Consider the following 21,065-nt stretch of genomic DNA (forward strand, 5'->3'; position numbering starts at 1 on the left):
TAAGTTTTGGAGAAAATCGTGAATCACATTTACCGATCTATTTGGAATGCAACTGTAGGCACTTATGTAGCGGCTAGCGAAGTCAGTAAAAGTGCGGGTAAAAAAAACCGATTTAAGCGAGTCGGCTTTGCGCTCAAAGCTGGCGTTGCCATTACGTTGAGCGCATGGGTAAGTGCTGCGCTGGCACTGCCTGCGCTAAGCAATGATCAAGGCAATTTGCAAGTCCAGGTGCAAGGCAATGCGCAAACAGTCGGTTCAACTGTCATCACACAATCAAACAATACTTTGTCAATTACACAGAAGAGCCAAAACATCGCGCTGAACTGGTTGAGGTTTAACATCAATGCCGGCGAGACCGTCGCCTTTAACCAAACTGGACCCAGCTCAGTTGCACTCAATCGGGTAATACTCTCAGAGCCCTCTAACATTCTGGGCAATCTAACGGCTAATGGAAAAGTCTTTCTCATCAATCCCGCAGGCATTGTGTTTGTCTCGGGTGCAACGGTTAATGTAGGCGGCTTGGTAGCGTCTACGCGCGACATCACGGACAGCAACTTTGCATCGGGACAAATGATTTTTTCAGGCGCTAGCAGTGCAAGCGTGAGCAATAACGGCAGCATCACGGCGAACAGCGGCTATGTCGCACTACTAGGAGCGAGGGTAGAAAATACTGGCACGATTACTGCCAATAGTGGCACTGTTGTTCTAGCCGCAGGCAATCAAATGACGCTTGATATTGCTAGAGACAAACTTTTAGGTGTGAACATTAGCGAAGCTGCAGTTAACGCCATGGTGCAAAACGGTGGTCAAATAATTGCCGATGGCGGTCAGGTTTTACTCAGCGCTCAAGCGGCTAACGATTTACTCAGCAGTGCGGTCAACAACACTGGCTTAATTCAAGCACAAACGCTTTCAAGCTCAAGTGGCAGTATCAAGCTACTGGCTGGCAAACAAAACGGTAGTGTGAATGTAGGCGGCATTTTGGATGCGAGCTCGTTAATAGCTAAAAGTGGTGGTTATATTGAGACTAGCGCAGCGCGCGTTCAGGTTGACAGCAAAGCCGTGCTAAACACATTAGCACAAATCGATAGCACCGGAGGCTGGCTAATTAAGACTACCGATTTCACCATCGACAATCAAGTCACGCCGTCTGCTGGTCGCGGCATGAGCGCGACAATATTACAAAATAATTTAGCCACAACCAATATTGAAATCGCTGCGTTTTCAAATTCAAACAACACTGAGACAAGCAATATCAATGTCAATGCCAATCTGTCGTGGAATGCCAATAAATTAACCCTTACCGCACAAAGAGACGTAAATATCAATGCTGTGATGACAGCTAACATTACTGCATCGCTAGCCATGAAGACGGCCAGCACAGACAGAATTGACGGAACAGATGGTCATGACGACGGCATTGGGACGGTTAACGTGGCGCTGGGTAAAAGCGGCTTTTTAGGCCGGGTCGATTTGAACGACTCAAGCACGTTGAGCATCAATGTTTTCGATCACACCATTGTTAGAAACCAATCAGAATTACAAAGCATCAATACGAATTTAAACCGACATTACGCGCTGGGAGATGACGTTTCATTAATCGGGTTTTTTAGCCCTGTAGGGACGCCTACAAATCCCTTTACAGGTTTTTTTGAAGGCCTTGGTCACAAGGTTAACAACCTAGGATTAAATCCAACGATAACTAATCGCGTTGGATTTTTCCGTAACACATTGAACGCCAAAATTAGAAATATCGGCCTTGAGAATGTCGATGTAGCAGGTAGTATCAATGTAGGTGCACTGGTGGGCTTTAACGACAGCACAGACATCAACAACAGCTACGCCAAGGGTTCTGTGACGGGAACTGTGCTGAGCATTGGTGGCTTAGTCGGTTACAACAAATCAGGAAACATAAGCGGCAGCTTTTCTGACATCGTCGTGACAAGTAGTGACAATGCAAACCTCACGGGCGGTCTGGTGGGTTTTAACGAAGGCAATATCAGCCGCAGTTTCGCGCTGGGTCCAGTGAGCGCTGGATTGCATAGCGCCAACACCGGTGGCCTGACGGGCTATAACGCAGGCAACATTACCAACAGCTTCGCCGCAGGCGCGGTAAAAACTAAAGACACTAGCCGTTACACGGGTGGTCTAGCGGGTAGTAATGTGGGCACGATTGATAGCAGCTACGCCGCAGGCGCGGTAACGACTGGCAACTCTAGCAGCAACACCGGTGGTCTGACGGGCTACAACAGAGACAGCGGCAATATAAACAACAGTTACGCCACGGGCACTGTGACAGCGGGAAACGCTAGCAGCAACACCGGCGGTCTTGTCGGCAATAACGAGAACATGATCAGTAGCAGTTACGCAAATAACATGGTGAACACTGGCGAGAACAGCAGCAACATCGGCGGTTTAACTGGCGGCAATTCCTCTGCCAGCACTATCAGCAATAGTTACTCTTTAAGCAGCGTGACAGTTGGCGATGCAAGCTACTACTACGGCGGCTTGATTGGCAATAATGAAAGTAGCGGCAACACCGTCAATTCCTTCTACAACATTGACACAGCCAATCTTTCCAACATCAGCATTGGCGGCATCTACAACCTTCAGTTTCAGGACTGGATGAGTTCAAGCAGGCGCGGCTTAGCGATTGCCAATTACTTTAATGTCAACAGCAACGGCAGCTACCCAATCGGCAGTTTGCAAAACCTCAAAGATCTGCTCGGGTTTGCCAGTGCGGCTGGCACTGGCTACAAATTTGTACTCACTGCTGATTTAGATTTAGCGCCGCTGCCCAACTACACCATACCGGTGTTTGCTGCCGCTCAGCTCGACGGCGCTGGGCACACGCTTGGCAATCTGCACATTAGCGATGTCAGTCGCAATTCGGGCATAGGCTTTGTTGGCAAACTCTCAGCCCTAAGCAGTATCAGCAATCTAGGTCTGGTTGACCTTGACATCTCTACCCAATCCGCTTTGCCGGGCAGCAACTATGTAGGCGGTATGGTGGGGGACAACTACGGCAGCATCAGCACCAGTTTCGTGACGGGTAAAGTCTCGGGCACAAACTACGTCGGTGGCTTGGTGGGCTATAACCGCGGCAACGGCGGCACGATTGAAAATAGCTACTCAAGCGCAACCGTCGATGGAGATTCTTCTGTAGGCGCACTGACCGGCGGCAACGCTGCAACTGGCGTAATAAAAACCAGCTACGCAGCCGGTTTGGTCACGGGCAATCAATCGGTGGGTGGATTGATTGGCGAACAAATCATTGACCCAATTAATGCAGCGCAGTTAGACAACAATTTTTACGATGCCAGCGTCAACGCAGCGCTTGTCGGGATAGGCAACGGCGCTGACAGCCCTGGCAGCGTAATCGGTCTGAGTGCGACTGAGATACGAAAGCAGGCAAGCTTTAACGCCGTAGGTGTGCAGGCTTCAAATTGGGACTTCGTCAATACCTGGCTGATAAATGAGGGCCAGACTCGCCCAGTGCTGCGCAGCTTCCAAAAGCCAGTGGTGGTGGCGCCTTTGCCACCGGATGTATTACCACCTGCTCAATTGCCACCAGAGCAATCTCCACCCACCACAGCGACGCAGCAACTACCCCTACCTGCTGAATTACCCACACTGGCTGTCGTATTGCCCACACCGCCGTTGCCAATGACACCAGCAGGGCCTTCGCCACTGCCACTGCCACTGCCACCCATTACAACCGCAATATTATCGGCTATGCCCTCGGCAGAAGACAGCATCTCGGCGAGTCTTGACGTTTTAATACCGGGAATCAAAGTGATTGAAAAAACAAGCCGATGCAGTATCAACTGCAGTGATTTAAGCGTGACTCAAACTGGCATTTCATTGCCAAAAGAAGCATTGGAAAACTTACAAACCCCATCACCAATCGAGAAATAAGGTCGCGATTTACACGCGACTGCGGCCAATAATTTTTTCAAGCAATCGAAACCTTAGTCAACTATCGGGCAGACTTATTCGTCTTGCCGGATCAGCGCAGCTTCTTCCCGGAGCATCATTAACTGCACCAAACGCGTCAGCCAGACAATCGCAACCACGGCCGCAATCCAGACCAGCGCTTGTCCAAGCAAGGCCTGATCGTCAAGCAAATAAGCATTGCACACACGCACTGGCGAGCTCTCGAACAAATAACCCACCACCGCCATCATGGGCAGCACATTACCCAGGAAAAAGCCTTGTAGCAAAAGACCCGCCGACCGCCAGGAAAGCGCCAGGGCTGCGCCGCAAAACAGCAAAGCCGCGTATTTGCCAACCTCAATACGCCAGTCATTCAATGCCATATCTAGCAAGCGTGGAATCATCAACAAAGCCAGCAGCAAAGCTGTGATGAAAAGCCCACTCATGCCGTAGCGGTTCCAGCTATTGATGCGCTCAACCCAGCGCGTAGAAAGAGAAAAAGTCATGCCAAAACCAACCGCAGCCAGTAGCGGAAACTGCAGCAACATATGCCGCGTCATACTAGCTTCAAGATAGTCTTGGGCGACTAGCAACAGCAGCAAAGCTATCAAACTAATCAAGAAACTAGACCGGCGGCTTATGTGTAGGCGGCTTAATTTTGGCAGTCGCAAGCGCTGCATCACGGCGTAATCCTCGCGGCCAGATAGCGCGCGTAATCAAGTGCCAGTTGCTGCTCGGCATAGTCAAAAATACGCATCAAATTGCCCTTCTCATCGATGAGCAACAGCGCTGCATTGTGCTCAAACTCACCGCGATCGTCTGCCACCACCACGACTTCAAATGCGTCTAATAAGCGCTGATTTTCTAATGCATTAGCGACGCGTGCAAAACGCCAAAGTGAAGTCTCGGCATTCATACGCGCCGCATAGGCTTTAAGAATTTTCGGATTGTCATGCTCGCCATCAAAGCTAATCGACAGCAGTTTGACATGCTGGTCTTGACCACTGTTAAGACTCGCTTGCTGCAATTGCGCCTGCATTTGTTGATAGACAGAGCCTAGGCTTAAGCAAACCGTTTGGCAGCGCGTGTAGACAAAGTCCAGCAGCGTGATGGACTTGCCATCGGCCAAATAATGGGACAGTAATTGGGGTCTTAAACCCGGACCGTCCAGCATCACCGCTGGACTGGCTACGGGGTTTAGTGCAACTTCAAGGCGGCGTGCGCCTTCTGCCGTCCAGACTTGGTAGTCATGCGTGAGCCAACTCGAAGCGGCCCACGCGGCCAACGCCATCACGGCGCTAATGAATGCGGTTTTAAACATCAAACGCGCAGTCTGCGTGGCCGTTTTGGCGGGCTCAAGAGGCCTTTGCCGACGTCAAAGTTTTGAGTTCTTCACCGCCTTTAAAGGGTGTGGTGCGGCTGTCTGCTTTGCGCTCAGTCTCGAACATTTCGGGTGTCAGTGCTGGCGCTTTGTTCGACCATTCACTACGAATATAAGTCGTGACTGCGGCCAGTTCGGCGTCGCCAAGCTGCTTAAATGCCGGCATCGCGCCGTTATAAGTATTGCCCATCACCACCAACTCGCCCGACACGCCATGCAGCAAAATATTCGCCAGTGTGCGGGTATCACCGACTACCCACTCAGAGCCATCGAGCGGCGGAAATACACCGGCCAAACCTTTGCCATTCGCTTGGTGACAGGCTGCGCAGTTGACGCTAAAAACTTGCTTGCCATTCACCACAGCACCGGGCGCTGCGGCCAGTGCCGGTCTGAGATCGGCTAATGTGCGGCGGTCGCCCATCTCGGCATCACCAAAGGGTTCAGATAAGAGTATGTAGGCCACGCCGGAGAGTGCAACAGTCAAGGTGATCAAGCCGACCAAGGCCGGAATAGGCCGCTGACGCTCGGAGGGGTCATTCGTTTCACGCTGCTGCGAAGACTGCTTATCCAGTTTTTTTGAGTCAGGAATTTTCTGCATTTTTCAGTCTCCCAATCAAGGCGTGGAGGTGGACGTTGGCGTTGGCAAAGCCGGTAGTACCGGATAAGTGTGGTCGAGCGAGAGCAGATAACGCACCAGATCTAACGCATCCGGCGTAGGCACCACCACCATACCCACGTTAGGCCCGTAGGCTGGCGGCAAGGTCAGAGGCTTTTCGCCTTCGGCCTCAGCTTCTTTGGCACTTTTCACATTAAACAAATACGGGTAAGACGGCATGATGGAGCCTGGCGTGTAAGCCCGCGGCTGATACAAATGACCCAAATGCCAATCTTTGCTGGGTTGGCGCGCGGCGATATTAAACAAATCCGGGCCAGTACGCATGCTGCCGAGCAAGTGCGGCTTGTCATAGGTGTAGTCGCCCGGCACCGAGGCCCGGCCCCAGCCACGTAGACCGTCAGGGCCGAACTTACTGTCGCGCGGCTGCTGGCTATGGCAGTAAACACAGCCGTTGGAAATGTAGACAGCACGGCCACGCAGCTCAGCGCTGGTGTAGGGCGAAAGACCAGGCGGCGGCTTGATGTCACGCACCTCCATATACGGCAGCACGACCAAAGTAGCGGTTGCCACCGCCAGCGCCACCATGGCGCCAGAGACCAGCTTGAGTTCGTTATCCATTGGCCAGCTCTCGTTTATTGATCTGCATGAAAAGAGCAGCACCGGTGCGAGTTGGGCCAAAGCGTAGCGCCATCGCTAAGAAATGACCGACGAAGACGAGGTGAGCCAACACCATCAAACTGCCGCCCACCGAACGCCACTTGAGGTAAGGCAATGTCACGGTGACCGAATCCATAAACGGTCGCGTTGCGTCCAGCATGGCCAACCCCTGCAGCCAGCCGCCGATAGACAAACCGACAAAGTAAATCGACACACCAATGGCGGAAAGCCAAAAATGCAGACTGATCAAGCGCGGATAAGGCCATTCCCAATTAAGCACACGCGGCATCATGAAATAGATCGCACCAAACAACACCATGGTCACAAAAGCATAAGCACCCAAGTGCGCATGAGCGACGGTGAAATGGGTGAAGTGAGTTACTTGGTTGATGCTGCGCAGTGCCTCTAAAGTGCCCTGAACCGATGACAGAAAATACATAAAACCGCCAAACATCATGAAGCGCAGCGTCGGCGAGTAACGCGCCAAATGCATACGACCTTTCATCGTAGCGCCCATGTTGATGCTAAAAGCCACGACGGGAATAATCATCATGATGCTTTGAACAATAGACAAAGTCGTCAACCAACCCGGCACCGGCCCGCCAATCAAGTGGTGACCGCCGACCTGACCGTAGAAAAACGCCAGCGTCCAAAACCCGAGTATGGACAGGTTGTAAGAGCGTACCGGTCGACCAATAATTTTGGGCAAAAAGTAGTAAATCGCGCCCACGCTAACCGGCGTAAACCACAGCCCCAGCACGTTGTGGCCATACCACCAGTTAGTCGTAGCTTGCTGCACACCGGTATGAACGCCGGGTAATTTAGCGACTAAAAACAGCAGCGCAATCCAGAGTAGCGCCGCCACCATATACCAAACACTGACGTATAAATGCTCGACCTTGCGGTTCACCAGCGTGAACAACACCGGCAGTATCACCAGCACAAAGCCGACAAAAATCAAGATAGCGATTTGCCATGGGATTTCTAAATACTCCATGCCATCGGTCCAGCCGGCAGAAATTGCACCTATGCCGGCGGCAATGCCCATGTTGATCAATGTGCCGCCCAGCATGGCCCAAATAGCGCCATGCAAATGCGTTTTGAGTAAGCGCGGCAGCAGCCACAGCATCATGCCCAGCGCGGCATTGGTAATCCAGCCGTATAAAACCGCGTTTAAGTGCGCCGAGCGCAGACGACCAAAGGTCAGCCAAGCTTGGTCGGTCAGCCAGTCAGGCTGATGCAGTTTGATAGAAGATGTCAAGCCCGCAAAAGAGCCGAGCAGCAACCAAAAGCAGGCAAAAGCGATGAAGGCAAAAACCGGAAAGGCGCTGGACTGATCCGAGATGATGCGGCTTTGCAGTTCTGCCGCGTCTGCTGTGTGAAGCTTTTCATCGCCCTCTACCGCCGCGAGCTGCATGGTTTTTTTATCCGCTTCAGTCAAAGACGGATCATCAATACGGCCCACCTCGCCACGCGCGAAAATCATGGACGCCGCTGCGGGGTTTTCCACCAGCAAGCCCCTGCGGGATGACCAGATGAAAATGAACAAACCTATCAGCGAGAGTAAAAACGCGCCGAGTAGGCTAAGGATTGCGCTATCCATTAGGCACCGCCTTTCAGTCTGTTTATGGCTAGTGAGCCGTTAAAACGGGCGATCAATAGCGGCTCAAAAAAACGGCAATTGAAGATGAATTTATTTTTAGTTTGCATAGGACTCCTGAGCCTGTAAACACAGCGGCACTTTTTGTAAGCGAGAGTATCTACCACTCGACTCAAGGATTGCAACGAGCTCAAAAAACTCAAGCTCAAAATTAAAACAACAAAATTAATCCTTCTTGATTGGCGGATTCAAGCTTGAAGTGCAACCGTATGCTGATAGGACTCTAACTGTTCCATAAAAACCTGATGCGGCGTTCGATACCCTAAACATTTTCTAGGACGATGATTGAGCCTGTGCATCGCTAAAGCAATGTCATCGTCGGTTATGCAATTAAAGCGCATCCCCTTTGGGAAAAACTGGCGAATCAAACCGTTCATATTCTCGTTCGCCCCACGCTCCCACGAGGCGTATGGATGGGCGAAAAAGAAATCTGCACTCAGCGCAGAAGCTATTCGTTCATGCTGGGCAAATTCCTTGCCGTTATCAGTCGTGAGAGTGTGCACGCAATGAGCGAACGGTTTGAGTAAAGTGATTAACGCGTCCCCTACGGCTTGCGCTGTTTTGAATGGCACGTGGAAAATTATTGAATAGCGAGAGACACGCTCATTAATCGTCACTAGTGCTTGCTTCTGCCCGGCACCAATCACCAGATCAGCCTCCCAGTCGCCAAAGCGCGCACGCTCAAGCACGATGTCGGGTCGCAGTTCTATTGAGACCTGGTGAGAGATGGTGCCGCGCCGTTCACGGCCACTGCTGCGTTTTTTTCGCGTCTTCTGGCAACGCAGTGTTTTATGCAAGGTGCCGCCCGCGCGTTTGTCAGCGTAGATGTACTGGTAAATGCTCTCATAGCTAACACCGGGTTGGTGGCTAGCTTCGAGGTGGCCGCTGATTTGCTCGGGGCTCCAAGCCTCAGCCAACTTTTCCTCCACTACAGCCCATGTCGAGTCAGCAACTCTAGGACTATTGGCGCAGGCAAGTCTACGTTCTTGGGCTTTGTCATTTGCCTGCTTAGGGCGATAGCCTCGTAGACCGCGGTTACGACGCAACTCACGGCTGATGCTCGATTTATCACGGTCCATCATTTTTGCAATTTCACTTTGATTGAAGTTTGCTTTGACGAGGATTGCAATCTGGTAACGTTCGTCACGGGTGAGGTGTGTGTAAATCATTCTGGGCAACTTTGACTTGGTAGTCGGGAAGCTTGGATGCTCTCACATCTCACCCACCCGTACGGTTAATTTCAAAGTTGCACTTCAGACTTGAATCCGCGATTCAAAAAAACCCATACCTAAAAGGGCAAATTTAATCAGATCGACGGGGCTTTTCAGCGCATCTGCCAACTACCCAAAGGGTATTCACAGCATCGGTTTGAAGGCCAAAAAACGGGTTTAATTTAGACTTCAAATAAAAACATTTTATTTCAAATAATAACATTTATTAACAAAAAAAACCCCCCGCCTAGATGCAAATTAAAAATTGCACCTAAGCGGGGTTTGACGTGATAAAAATCGTTAGTTAGCTAACGACTAACATTCAGTCGTCCGCTATAAAGCCGCAAAGCCCTATAAATTCTCAGCGAGCTGGTCGAGAATTGCTGGATTCTCCAGCGTCGAGGTGTCTTGCGTGATGGCCTCGCCCTTGGCCACGCCGCGCAATAAGCGGCGCATGATTTTGCCGCTGCGCGTTTTCGGCAAATTGTCGCCAAACCGAATGTCTTTTGGCTTGGCAATTGGGCCAATTTGTTTACCCACCCAGTCACGTAATTCCTTGGCAATCGCTTTACCCTCATCGCCCACAGGTCGTGAACGTTTAAGTACCACAAAAGCGACTATGGCCTCACCGGTCAAGTCATCCGGCCGGCCGACAACAGCAGCTTCAGCCACCAGTGGGTGTGCCACCAATGCAGACTCAATTTCCATGGTGCCCATGCGGTGACCGGACACGTTGAGCACGTCATCGATACGACCGGTAATACGGAAGTAACCGTTGTCTTCATTGCGCACCGCGCCGTCACCGGCGAGGTAAATCGTGCCGCCCATTTCTTCCGGGAAGTAGCTCTTTTTAAAGCGCTCGGGGTCGTTCCAGATATTGCGAATCATCGATGGCCATGGGCGCTTAATCACCAACAAACCGCCTGCGCCGTTGGGCAAGTCGTGGCCAGTCTCGTCCACAATTGCGGCCATGATGCCAGGCAGTGGCAAGGTGCAGCTACCAGGCACCAACGCAGTCGCACCCGGCAGGGGTGTGATCATGTGGCCGCCGGTTTCGGTCTGCCAAAAAGTGTCGACTACCGGGCAGCGCTCGCCGCCAATGTTTTTGTAATACCACATCCAAGCTTCTGGATTAATCGGCTCACCGACCGAGCCGAGTATGCGCAGGCTACTCAAATCCGAACGGTCTGGATGAACTGCAGCATCGGCGTCAGCGGCTTTAATCAGTGAGCGTATGGCGGTGGGTGCGGTGTAGAAGATAGAGACCTTGTGGCGCTCAATCATTTGCCAAAAACGGCCGGCGTTTGGATAGGTGGGAATACCTTCAAAAATAACTTGCGTCGCACCTGCTGCCAATGGGCCGTAAGCGACGTAGGTGTGGCCGGTAATCCAGCCTATGTCAGCCGTGCACCAGAACACGTCTGAAGGTTGCAAATCAAACGTCCAGTCCATGGTCAGCTTGGCCCACAGCAAATAGCCGGCCGTGCTGTGCTGAACGCCTTTTGGCGTGCCGGTTGATCCCGAGGTGTAGAGCACAAACAGCGGATGCTCTGCGCCCACAAACACGGGCTCGCAAACCGGCGCGGCCTTGGCGGTGACTTCATGCATAAAGCTGTCACGGCCAGCGACCATGTTGCAGGCGGTTGGTGTGCGTTGGTAGACGATGACGTTTTTGACCGACTCACAGCCGCCCAGCGCAATACCTTCGTCGACGATGGCTTTGAGCGGTAATTCTTTGCCGCCACGCAGTTGGTAATTGGCGGTGATGACGGCCACGGCGCTGGCGTCTTTAATGCGCTCTTGCAAGCTCTTGGCAGAAAAGCCGCCGAACACCACGGAATGTGTCGCGCCGATTCGGGCGCAAGCCTGCATGGCAACCACGCCTTCTACCGTCATAGGCATATAGATGACGACACGGTCACCCTTTTGAACACCCATGTCTTTTAAAGCACTGGCGAACTGGCTAACCTTAGCGTGCAAGGCTTTATAGGTGATGTGACTTACCTTGCCGTCATCGCTCTCAAAAATGATGGCGTTTTTATTCTCGACGGGTGTGCCGAGGTGACGGTCTAGGCAGTTAAAAGATGCGTTCAGTTCGCCATCGGCAAACCAAGTATAGAAAGGCGGGTTGGTCTCATCGAGGACTTGCTCGAAAGGTTTTTTCCAACTCAGATTGGCGCGCGCCAGATCGGCCCAGAAACCTTCAAAATCACGCTCTGCATGAGCGCACATGGCGTTATAGGCTGGCATGCCAGAAATGCGTGCGGCGCTGACGGTCGCGGCGCTGGGTGGGAACACGCGGTTTTCGACCAGCAAAGATTCTATGTTGGTCGAGTTGGCGCTGCTTGGATGGCTCATGGGTGTTGTCTCCTGATTGTTATTAAAACCGCTGTTGAACAGAAGTTACACAGATGCTCGGCATTAACTCTTAATGTCTGCGCTAGCACTTACAAACCACTGACTGCCGCTAGACTTACAAAACCTCGAAATCGGCTTGTTAGTTTACGGCTCACTTACACTTAGTCAGTCTAACCTTCGTCACTCACACCCAATTTCATGTCAGAAAAAATACCCCTCAAAGATCCTTCCATGCGACTTTTACCGCGCATCATATTTGCCAGCCGCTGGCTGCAAGTGCCTTTATACCTAGGCTTAATCGCCGCACAGGCAGTTTATGTCGTGCACTTTTTGGTGGAGTTGGCACATTTGATTGAGGCGGCCTTTGGCAACCAGACGGCGCTGCAAGCTTTAGTCACCAGCATTGGCTACAAAACCAACGTGCCAGTAACGACGCTTAATGAGACTGTCATCATGCTGGTGGTTCTAGCATTAATTGACGTGGTGATGATTTCAAACCTATTGATCATGGTGATCGTCGGCGGTTATGAGACCTTTGTCAGTCGCATGGACCTTGAAGGCCACCGCGACCAGCCCGAGTGGTTAAGCCATGTCAACGCCTCAGTGCTTAAAGTCAAGCTGGCCACGGCCATTATTGGCATTAGCTCAATTCACCTACTTAAGACATTCATCAACGCAGACAACTACACCGACCGAGTGTTGATTGCGCAGACGGTTATTCACATCGCCTTTTTGCTCTCGGCGATGGCGATTGCATACACCGACAAAATCATGTCTAGCGTTCAGCACAACAAGCACTAAACGCTACCGACTTAAGTGCTTATCCTGCTAAATACTTAAATATTTAAGCACTGGTCTTGTTGCTACGCAGCAAGATCAGCGTGCCAGAAACACCCGACAGGATGGAGCCACACAGCACGCCAAGTTTGACCTGGGTTTCATAGTCTGGGCCTAGGCCATTAAAAGCCAGACCGCCAATGAAAAGACTCATGGTAAAACCCACACCGCACAGCAAACACACGCCGAAAAACTGCGCTTGACTAGCGCCAGTCGGCAAGCTAGCACCACCAAACCGCATCAGCAGCCAAGACGCACCAAACACACCTATCGCCTTACCCAACAGCAGACCGGCAGCGATACCTAAAGGTATGCTTTGCAGCAGCGTAGCCGGTGTCACACCGGCGAGCGACACGCCGGCATTGGCAAATGCAAACATAGGCAAGATAGTGAACGCGACCCAAGGGTGGAGAACTTTTTCAGCAGTTTTAAGCGGCGAGCCACCGCGACCATCCGAGATAGGAATCATCAACGCAGTGGCGACACCGGCTAGCGTTGCGTGAATGCCAGACTTGTAGACAAACAGCCAAATCACCAAACCAACCATGACGTAAGGGCCAATCGCCATAACGCGTGCGCGGTTCAAGCCGAACAGTAAAAGCAAGCCGCCAGCAGCGCCTAAGAGTGCGGTGACTGAGAGCTGTTCGGTATAGAAAAACGCAATGATGAGGATGGCACCCAAGTCATCAATGACAGCCACAGCAGTCAGAAAAATCTTTAACGACACTGGCACCCGGCTACCCAACAGCATCACGATACCAAGCGCAAAAGCGATGTCGGTGGCAGCCGGTATGGCCCAGCCGCGCATCGCGTCGCCTTGGCCAAAATTGATAGCTGCATAAATTAAGGCCGGCACCAACATTCCGCCCAATGCGGCGCCAGCGGGCAACAGCGCTTGACTGCGCGTGGCGAGTTGGCCGTCCAGCACTTCGCGCTTGATCTCAAGGCCGATGATGAAAAAGAAAACCGCCATCCACAAATCATTGACCCAGTGCAGCAAAGTTTTAGACAGCACCAGCCAATCGCCGCCTATACGCAACTCACCGGAGAAATTAAGAAACTTGACGTACCACTCAGACAAAGGTGAATTACTCACCAGCATGGCCAGCACGGCGGCGACGGCTAGCACTATGCCGCCACCCGTCGAGGAGTGGATGAAGTGCAAAATCCGGCGGTTAAGTTGTTCAAGCATGCGCGAAAAAATCCCCATAAAACAAACTGTAAAGACATCAGCATAACCTGCTGAAGCATTCAGAAAATCACACTTTCTTACAGTTACTGGTTAATTAAATAGCAATTTTTTGATCTGAAAAAATAGCCTACGCAAAGCCATCACGAAAATTTAACGTAGCGAAGCGCAAGCCAGTCATTAAACATTTGATTACCGCCCCACCATGTCCTTGGCCACCACCCACAGATCGAATTGCTCGCCCGTCAAATAACCAGATGCAATCGCCGCATCGCGCAAAGAACGGCCTTCTTTATGCGCTTTTTTAGCGATAGCAGCGGATTTGTCATAGCCAATATGGGTGTTAAGCGCTGTCACCAGCATTAGCGAGTTTTCAAGCAATTGCGCAATACGTTCTCGATTGGCCTCAATCCCGATTGCGCAGTTATCGTTAAAGCTACGCATGCCATCGGCCAAGAGACGCACGCTTTGCAAAAAGTTGTGCGCCATCATGGGCCGAAAAACATTCAGCTCAAAGTTACCTGATGCACCGCCAAAGTTAATCGCCACATCGTTGCCAAACACTTGGCAGGCCAGCATAGTCACGGCTTCGCTTTGGGTTGGATTAACTTTGCCGGGCATGATGGATGAGCCCGGCTCGTTCTCGGGAATACTCAACTCGCCAATGCCGCTGCGCGGACCACTGGCAAGCCAGCGCACATCGTTGGCCAGCTTCATCATGCTGGCGGCCAAAGTTTTAAGCGCGCCGTGCGCATGCACTAGGGCGTCGACCGATGCCAGTGCTTCGAATTTATTCGGGGCAGTCACAAACGGCAAACCAGTTAGCTCAGCCAACTCAGCCGCCACCAGCGCGGCAAAACCTTTGGGCGCATTCAAACCAGTACCGACTGCAGTGCCGCCCAAAGCCAACTCATAAAGATGCGGCAAGGCAGCACGTACATGCGCCGCGCCATGCGTTAGCTGCGCGACATAGCCAGAAAACTCTTGACCCAAGGTGAGCGGCGTAGCGTCTTGCAAATGGGTGCGGCCAATTTTTACGATGGCATCGAAATCAGTCGCTTTTTGCGCCAAGGTCGCGCGTAATTTTTCTATCGCTGGCAGTAAGTGATGGGTGAGCGCCAAAACTGCCGAGACATGCATGGCAGTGGGAAACACATCGTTAGACGACTGGCTGCGATTCACATCATCGTTGGGATGCACCAGCCGGCCTTCGCCGCGCACACCGCCCAACATCTCGCTGGCACGATTGGCCAACACTTCGTTGAGATTCATATTCGTCTGCGTGCCAGAACCAGTCTGCCAAACCACCAGCGGAAATTCATCCGCATGCAAACCCGCAAGCACCTCATCGGCCGCCGCCACAATCGCATGCGTTTTGGCGGCATCTTGCAAACCCAGCGCATGGTTGACCTTGGCGCAAGAGCGCTTAATTTGAGCCAATGCCAAAATAATTTCATGTGGTTGGCGCTCGCCAGAAATATCAAAATTTTGCAGCGAACGCTGAGTTTGCGCACCCCAAAGTTTGTCGTCCCGCACCTCAATCGGGCCAAAGGTATCGCGCTCGATACGAACACTTGGATTGCTGCTTGTCATGGTGGCTTTCTGCGCTTGATGAAAGGCTTCAGTATGACGGCAGATCAAGCGGGCGTTAACTGCGCATAAGCAAGACCTTTTCCAACAAGAATCCGAGCATTCAGTTGATATATTCTCAAGCTTTGAAAACTTATGTGGTAAAAATTGAGCAGTAACTTAAGGCAAGGCAAATATTGACTGTATGAAGAACAAACTGCTTAACCCATAAACTACTCTGACCTAACGTCCTAGCGTCCTAGCGTCCTAGCGTCCTAGCGTTTTACGAATCATAAGAAAATGTGATGAAAGAAATTTTTTGATGTACTTAAATGACAACTTAAAGTTATCAAAAATATATTTCGTAAGTTTTCAAAACCTGACAACAGCCTCTCAATACCCTTGCTGCAGCACAGGAAAAAGTCATATTAAGTGCAGTTCATTCCACCCCTGACTGTCAAAATATTCATACAGATGCCGTAGTGAAATATTTGATTTTTTAATTCAATAGACTAGGCGGATTCAAGCTTGAAGTGCAACCGTATGCTGATAGGACTCTAACTGTTCCATAAAAACCTGATGCGGCGTTCGATACCCTAAACATTTTCTAGGACGATGATTGAGCCTGTGCATCGCTAAAGCAATGTCATCGTCGGTGATGCAATTAAAGCGCATCCCCTTTGGGAAAAACTGGCGAATCAAACCGTTCATATTCTCGTTCGCCCCACGCTCCCACGAGGCGTATGGATGGGCGAAAAAGAAATCTGCACTCAGCGCAGAAGCTATTCGTTCATGCTGGGCAAATTCCTTGCCGTTATCAGTCGTGAGAGTGTGCACGCAATGAGCGAACGGTTTGAGTAAAGTGATTAACGCGTCCCCTACGGCTTGCGCTGTTTTGAATGGCACGTGGAAAATTATTGAATAGCGAGAGACACGCTCATTAATCGTCACTAGTGCTTGCTTCTGCCCGGCACCAATCACCAGATCAGCCTCCCAGTCGCCAAAGCGCGCACGCTCAAGCACGATGTCGGGTCGCAGTTCTATTGAGACCTGGTGAGAGATGGTGCCGCGCCGTTCACGGCCACTGCTGCGTTTTTTTCGCGTCTTCTGGCAACGCAGTGTTTTATGCAAGGTGCCGCCCGCGCGTTTGTCAGCGTAGATGTACTGGTAAATGCTCTCATAGCTAACACCGGGTTGGTGGCTAGCTTCGAGGTGGCCGCTGATTTGCTCGGGGCTCCAAGCCTCAGCCAACTTTTCCTCCACTACAGCCCATGTCGAGTCAGCAACTCTAGGACTATTGGCGCAGGCAAGTCTACGTTCTTGGGCTTTGTCATTTGCCTGCTTAGGGCGATAGCCTCGTAGACCGCGGTTACGACGCAACTCACGGCTGATGCTCGATTTATCACGGTCCATCATTTTTGCAATTTCACTTTGATTGAAGTTTGCTTTGACGAGGATTGCAATCTGGTAACGTTCGTCACGGGTGAGGTGTGTGTAAATCATTCTGGGCAACTTTGACTTGGTAGTCGGGAAGCTTGGATGCTCTCACATCTCACCCACCCGTACGGTTAATTTCAAAGTTGCACTTCAGACTTGAATCCGCGCTATGAAAAATATTGGAAAAAATATGATTAAAAAGGCACCAAAAAAAGTCGGTCTTATCGTTGCCACCGCCATGTCAATCACCATAGTCGTAGGCGCTGGTCTTTTAGCGCTACCGGGATTGAGTTATTCATTGGCCGGTCGACTTGGCTATTTACCTTGGATTATTGTGGCCTTGGTGATGCTGCCTTTATTAGAAATTTTTTCTTTTTTTGCTAAAAATAATCCGAGTGCCGGTGGCGTTGTCGCATATGTACGGACAAGTCTTGGCGATAGATTTGGGGCAATGTCTGAAGTCATAGTGTTAGGAACTTTTACGCTAGGCATACCCGCCATAGCGCTAATTGGTTCGGGCTATCTACAACAAATATTTCCTAATGCCAGTTTGAGTCAAACCAGCATAGGCGTGATTAGCCTAGCCTATCTTGCTGGCTTGATTGGTCTGCGTATTTCAGGGGCAATACAAACTGCAATAGCAGCGCTAATTGTGGTGGGGCTGCTTGGCATTGGAGCTGGCTACCTGCTCACAGCGGCTCAGCCTAGAGCCGCGCTACTCAGTGCCGATGTCATCACGCAAGACTGGCATGGCGTTGCAGCAGCTATTCCAGTGGTTTTGTTTGCATTTTCTGGCTGGGAGATGACAGCGTTTTTAGCCGAAGACATGGAAGACCCAAAACGTGTCATGCCGATTTCGATCTGGGCGAGCTTTGTCATTGTGACCTTGATGTACATTTTTATCGCATGGATAGTGGCGACTTATGCGAATTCAGACGAAGGCTGGACAACCGCACCTTTTGTGTATTTAGCAAGAGGCTGGTTAGGTAATATCGGTGCTGATATTGTGGCAATAATTGCGGTTTTCTTGGTTTTAGCCAACGTCATCGCTGCATTTTTTTCAGCATCACGGGGTATTTTTTCAGCCGGGCGCGATGGCTTATTGCCGCGTCTTATAGGCACGCTAGATAAAAGGCAGCAACCCTTTATGGCAATGACCTGCACTTACTCACTTTTTATCAGCGTTATCTTATTGATGTCGTTTACTAAAATAAGCGTCGCGACTTTGCTGCAATTAGCCGGTCAAAACTTTTTTGTCCTTTATCTATTTGCAGCACTCGGCTACACCAAGCTTCACGCCAAAAAAGCGCAAAAATGGATTGGCTATCTAGGCGTTGCTTCCGTGCTGGCCATGATGAGTCTTTTTAGCATTCCGGGGCTGGTTTACTGCGTGCTATTAGCCAGCATTGGCTGGTGGCTATCTTGCCCACAAGCGTTTACAAACAAAGCCGATTAATTAAGCGGCAAACACCAGCGTTTCAAGCTGCACGGAGTCAAGCTTAAGGTTGCTGCCAGCAGGATTTTTCTGCGGCTACTGAATTGAGAAAAATTGACGCCTAAAATATGACTACTGTTTGGGCCCCAAGCAGTAGCCGCAGAGCGAACACCCCACCTGACTACAGCGCTGCTTTTTTTCAGCAAACGCAGCATCGGTCCGTGTTGACTTGAGCTGGCTAATTCTGCATTGCCTGAGCAATGCTGCATGGCAGTCGCGACTTATTCTTTCTATGAACTTTATTGTTTAAAAACAAGTACTCAAAATGACAACCATCAAGCAATCGGATCTCATCGAATCCATCTCTGCGGCCTTGCAATACATCAGTTACTACCACCCCGCTGACTATATTGCCCACCTGGCACGCGCTTATGAGCGCGAGCAAAGCCCGGCGGCTAAGGATGCGATTGCGCAGATATTGACCAATAGCAAAATGAGCGCTACCGGTCACCGTCCGATCTGCCAAGACACCGGCATCGTCAATGTGTTCCTCAAAATCGGTATGGATGTGCGCTGGGAAGGCTTTACCGGCAGCGTTGACGACGCGATTAACGAAGGCGTGCGCCAAGGCTATAACCACCCCGACAACCGCCTGCGCGCGTCGATAGTGGCCGATCCGCAATTCGAGCGTAAAAATACCGGTGACAACACACCGGCCGTGATCTTCACCGAACTGGTGACCGGCAACACAGTCGATATCACCGTCGCAGCCAAAGGCGGCGGCAGCGAAAACAAAAGCAAGCTGGCCATGCTCAACCCGGGCGACTCCATCGTTGATTGGGTGCTTAAAACCGTGCCCACCATGGGCGCTGGCTGGTGCCCACCCGGCATGCTGGGAATCGGCATTGGCGGCACAGCAGAAAAGGCCGTGCTGATGGCCAAGCAAAGCCTGATGGAAGACTTGGATATGTACGAGTTGCAGGCCAAGTCTGCCAGCGGTGCAGCCTTGACCAAGGTCGAGGCGCTGCGCTTGGAGCTGTTTGAAAAAGTCAACGCGCTGGGCATTGGCGCGCAAGGCTTGGGCGGCTTGACCACGGTGCTGGACATCAAAATCAATATGTACCCAACCCATGCGGCGGGCAAACCGGTGGCCATGATTCCAAACTGCGCGGCAACTCGCCATGCGCACTTTGTGATGGACGGTAGCGGCCCGGTCTACCTCGATCCACCATCGCTGGATTTGTGGCCAAAAGTTGACTGGACGCCAGACTACAAAAAAAGCCGCAAGGTAGACCTGAACACGCTGACTAAAGATGAAGTGGCAAGCTGGAAATCTGGCGAAACCTTGCTGTTAAGCGGCAAGATGCTGACTGGCCGCGATGCCGCGCATAAGCGCATTGCCGATATGCTGGCCAAGGGCGAAAAGCTGCCGGTAGACTTTGCCAATCGGGTGATTTACTACGTCGGCCCAGTTGACCCTATGCGCGACGAAGCCGTCGGCCCAGCTGGCCCGACCACCGCCACGCGCATGGATGGCTTTACCGAAATGATGCTGGCCCAAACTGGCTTGATCTCCATGATTGGCAAAGCTGAGCGTGGCCCGGTCGCGATTGAAGCCATTAAAAAGCACAAAAGCGCCTACCTAATGGCTGTTGGCGGCGCCGCTTATCTGGTCTCAAAAGCAATTAAGCATGCCGTTGTGGTGGGCTTTGCAGATCTGGGTATGGAAGCGATTTACGAGTTTGATGTGGTCGACATGCCAGTCACCGTCGCTGTCGACGCAGGCGGCACCAGCGCCCATATCACTGGGCCGGCTGAGTGGCAAAAGAGAATTGCCACTGGCGAGTTCAAATCGATTCCTGTGACCAGCGTCTAAAGTCGGGCAGCAAAGCCGTGACGTTGCAGTTGCCCAGCAGCACGATTGGCGTTTTTGACAGCGGCATAGGTGGACTTAGCGTTCTGGCTGCGCTGCGTGCGGAGTTGCCGGCGCATGACTTTGTCTATGCTGCCGACAGTGCGCACTCACCTTATGGCGAACGCGATACAGCATATGTATTGGAGCGCTCAAGAAAGCTAGTTAACTGGCTCTACCAGCAGCGCATCAGCATACTGGTGTTAGCTTGCAATACCGCTACAGCCGCGGCAATAGAGCAGCTGCGCGCAGAGTTTCCACAGCTGCCTATGGTGGGTGTAGAGCCAGCTTTAAAGCCCGCCTGCTTGGTCAGTAAAACCGGTCACGTCGGCGTGCTGGCGACCCGCAGCACTTTGGCAAGTCGCCGCTTTCAAGCGTTGTTAGCAGCGCAGGTTGGTAGCGCCCATTTCACACTACAAGCTTGTGATGGGTTGGCTGATGCGATAGAGCAAAGCGCCATCAGCGGCGACACAACGCAAACCTTGGCGCTGTGCCAAAAATACACCAGCATGATGGGCACATTCGGCGACCACGATGAGGCCATAGACACACTGGTACTCGGTTGTACCCACTACCCTTTTGTCAGCGATCAGTTGCAACAACTGCTCGGGAGCGGGGTGCAATTGTTGTCAAATGGCGCAGCTGTAGCGCGTCAGGCACGGCGTTTGCTGACGGCGTCAATGCCAACTTCTTCGCAAGCAGAAACCACATCTAAACTGGGCAATATACGGCTGGTGAGCACTGGTCAAGCGCAAACGCTGCAAGCTGCCGCCAACCGTTGGTTGGGGCTTGAAGCGGTGGTCGAGGTGCTGGCTATTTAAATGGCAAGCGAGACTCTCAATCTAAGAAAATCAAGCCGCTGCTACC

The 21,065-nt window shown here is 51.6% G+C and carries 15 protein-coding genes; 5 read left to right on the plus strand and 10 right to left on the minus strand.

The features are described 5' to 3' along the window. The first annotated feature begins 18 nt into the window (after window positions 1-18). On the plus strand, window positions 19-3,918 hold the full coding sequence (locus HC248_RS11960; RefSeq protein ID WP_168922677.1) for a two-partner secretion domain-containing protein: 3,900 nt from the start codon (window positions 19-21) through the stop codon (window positions 3,916-3,918). A gap of 74 nt (window positions 3,919-3,992) precedes the next feature. Here HC248_RS11960 and HC248_RS11965 read toward each other — a convergent pair whose 3' ends face one another. The 7 genes from HC248_RS11965 to acs all read right to left on the minus strand — a co-directional run bounded on the left by HC248_RS11965 (window position 3,993) and on the right by acs (window position 11,819). After that, complete coding sequence (locus tag HC248_RS11965) at window positions 3,993-4,556, minus strand: hypothetical protein (protein WP_238342615.1); 564 nt, start codon at window positions 4,554-4,556, stop codon at window positions 3,993-3,995. 59 nt (window positions 4,557-4,615) lie between these two features. Beyond that, a complete protein-coding gene (locus HC248_RS11970; protein WP_168922678.1) occupies window positions 4,616-5,257 on the minus strand; it encodes an SCO family protein in 642 nt (213 codons plus the stop codon). Window positions 5,258-5,291: 34 nt separating this feature from the next. After that, on the minus strand, window positions 5,292-5,915 hold the full coding sequence (locus tag HC248_RS11975) for a c-type cytochrome (protein ID WP_168922679.1): 624 nt from the start codon (window positions 5,913-5,915) through the stop codon (window positions 5,292-5,294). A 15-nt stretch (window positions 5,916-5,930) separates the two neighbouring features. Next, window positions 5,931-6,551 (minus strand): cbb3-type cytochrome c oxidase subunit II, encoded by a 621-nt coding sequence (locus HC248_RS11980; protein ID WP_168922680.1) that lies wholly within the window; start codon window positions 6,549-6,551, stop codon window positions 5,931-5,933. Beyond that, window positions 6,544-8,193: a cbb3-type cytochrome c oxidase subunit I gene (locus HC248_RS11985; protein WP_168922681.1), complete on the minus strand. Its 1,650-nt coding sequence runs from the start codon at window positions 8,191-8,193 to the stop codon at window positions 6,544-6,546. Before HC248_RS11985 ends, HC248_RS11980 begins: the two co-directional genes overlap by 8 nt. A gap of 245 nt (window positions 8,194-8,438) precedes the next feature. Beyond that, window positions 8,439-9,419 carry an IS30 family transposase gene (locus HC248_RS11990; RefSeq protein WP_168920864.1) on the minus strand — a complete coding sequence of 327 codons (981 nt, stop codon included), beginning with the start codon at window positions 9,417-9,419 and terminating at the stop codon, window positions 8,439-8,441. A gap of 393 nt (window positions 9,420-9,812) precedes the next feature. After that, entirely contained in the window at window positions 9,813-11,819 is a 2,007-nt protein-coding gene (gene acs / locus HC248_RS11995) for an acetate--CoA ligase (RefSeq protein ID WP_168922682.1), read from the minus strand. A 198-nt stretch (window positions 11,820-12,017) separates the two neighbouring features. On the opposite strand from acs, the gene HC248_RS12000 reads away from it, so the two are divergent. Further along, a complete protein-coding gene (locus HC248_RS12000) occupies window positions 12,018-12,620 on the plus strand; it encodes a TIGR00645 family protein (protein WP_168922683.1) in 603 nt (200 codons plus the stop codon). Between the two features lie 43 nt (window positions 12,621-12,663). On the opposite strand, the gene nhaA is transcribed toward HC248_RS12000, so the two are convergent. From nhaA to HC248_RS12015, 3 genes are all read right to left on the minus strand, one after another. After that, window positions 12,664-13,848, minus strand: coding sequence for a Na+/H+ antiporter NhaA (gene nhaA, locus HC248_RS12005; protein ID WP_168922684.1), 1,185 nt, complete (start codon window positions 13,846-13,848; stop codon window positions 12,664-12,666). A 189-nt stretch (window positions 13,849-14,037) separates the two neighbouring features. Further along, window positions 14,038-15,438, minus strand: a complete 1,401-nt coding sequence (gene fumC, locus HC248_RS12010) for a class II fumarate hydratase (RefSeq protein WP_168922685.1) — start codon at window positions 15,436-15,438, stop codon at window positions 14,038-14,040. 498 nt (window positions 15,439-15,936) lie between these two features. Next, on the minus strand, window positions 15,937-16,917 hold the full coding sequence (locus HC248_RS12015; RefSeq protein WP_168920864.1) for an IS30 family transposase: 981 nt from the start codon (window positions 16,915-16,917) through the stop codon (window positions 15,937-15,939). Window positions 16,918-17,041: 124 nt separating this feature from the next. Between HC248_RS12015 and HC248_RS12020 the strand changes: the two genes are divergently transcribed. The 3 genes from HC248_RS12020 (at window position 17,042) to murI (ending at window position 21,019) form a co-directional block, all read left to right on the plus strand. Further along, window positions 17,042-18,307 carry an APC family permease gene (locus tag HC248_RS12020; RefSeq protein ID WP_168922686.1) on the plus strand — a complete coding sequence of 422 codons (1,266 nt, stop codon included), beginning with the start codon at window positions 17,042-17,044 and terminating at the stop codon, window positions 18,305-18,307. A 304-nt stretch (window positions 18,308-18,611) separates the two neighbouring features. Further along, window positions 18,612-20,162: a fumarate hydratase gene (locus HC248_RS12025; protein WP_168922687.1), complete on the plus strand. Its 1,551-nt coding sequence runs from the start codon at window positions 18,612-18,614 to the stop codon at window positions 20,160-20,162. A gap of 17 nt (window positions 20,163-20,179) precedes the next feature. Continuing rightward, complete coding sequence (gene murI, locus HC248_RS12030; RefSeq protein WP_337778948.1) at window positions 20,180-21,019, plus strand: glutamate racemase; 840 nt, start codon at window positions 20,180-20,182, stop codon at window positions 21,017-21,019. The last annotated feature ends 46 nt before the right edge of the window (window positions 21,020-21,065 follow it).

It is taken from the genome of Polaromonas vacuolata (assembly GCF_012584515.1).
GTDB lineage: Bacteria > Pseudomonadota > Gammaproteobacteria > Burkholderiales > Burkholderiaceae_C > Polaromonas > Polaromonas vacuolata.

What these genes read in the sequence shown, in the direction of transcription:
- HC248_RS11970 (WP_168922678.1), bottom strand. Translation starts at nt 5,257, where the DNA reads ATGTTTAAAACCGCATTCATTAGCGCCGTGATGGCGTTGGCCGCGTGG.
- HC248_RS11975 (WP_168922679.1), bottom strand. Translation starts at nt 5,915, where the DNA reads ATGCAGAAAATTCCTGACTCAAAAAAACTGGATAAGCAGTCTTCGCAG.
- HC248_RS11980 (WP_168922680.1), bottom strand. Translation starts at nt 6,551, where the DNA reads ATGGATAACGAACTCAAGCTGGTCTCTGGCGCCATGGTGGCGCTGGCG.
- HC248_RS11985 (WP_168922681.1), bottom strand. Translation starts at nt 8,193, where the DNA reads ATGGATAGCGCAATCCTTAGCCTACTCGGCGCGTTTTTACTCTCGCTG.
- HC248_RS11990 (WP_168920864.1), bottom strand. Translation starts at nt 9,419, where the DNA reads ATGATTTACACACACCTCACCCGTGACGAACGTTACCAGATTGCAATC.
- acs (WP_168922682.1), bottom strand. Translation starts at nt 11,819, where the DNA reads ATGAGCCATCCAAGCAGCGCCAACTCGACCAACATAGAATCTTTGCTG.
- HC248_RS12000 (WP_168922683.1), top strand. Translation starts at nt 12,018, where the DNA reads ATGTCAGAAAAAATACCCCTCAAAGATCCTTCCATGCGACTTTTACCG.
- nhaA (WP_168922684.1), bottom strand. Translation starts at nt 13,848, where the DNA reads ATGCTTGAACAACTTAACCGCCGGATTTTGCACTTCATCCACTCCTCG.
- fumC (WP_168922685.1), bottom strand. Translation starts at nt 15,438, where the DNA reads ATGACAAGCAGCAATCCAAGTGTTCGTATCGAGCGCGATACCTTTGGC.
- HC248_RS12015 (WP_168920864.1), bottom strand. Translation starts at nt 16,917, where the DNA reads ATGATTTACACACACCTCACCCGTGACGAACGTTACCAGATTGCAATC.
- HC248_RS12020 (WP_168922686.1), top strand. Translation starts at nt 17,042, where the DNA reads ATGATTAAAAAGGCACCAAAAAAAGTCGGTCTTATCGTTGCCACCGCC.
- HC248_RS12025 (WP_168922687.1), top strand. Translation starts at nt 18,612, where the DNA reads ATGACAACCATCAAGCAATCGGATCTCATCGAATCCATCTCTGCGGCC.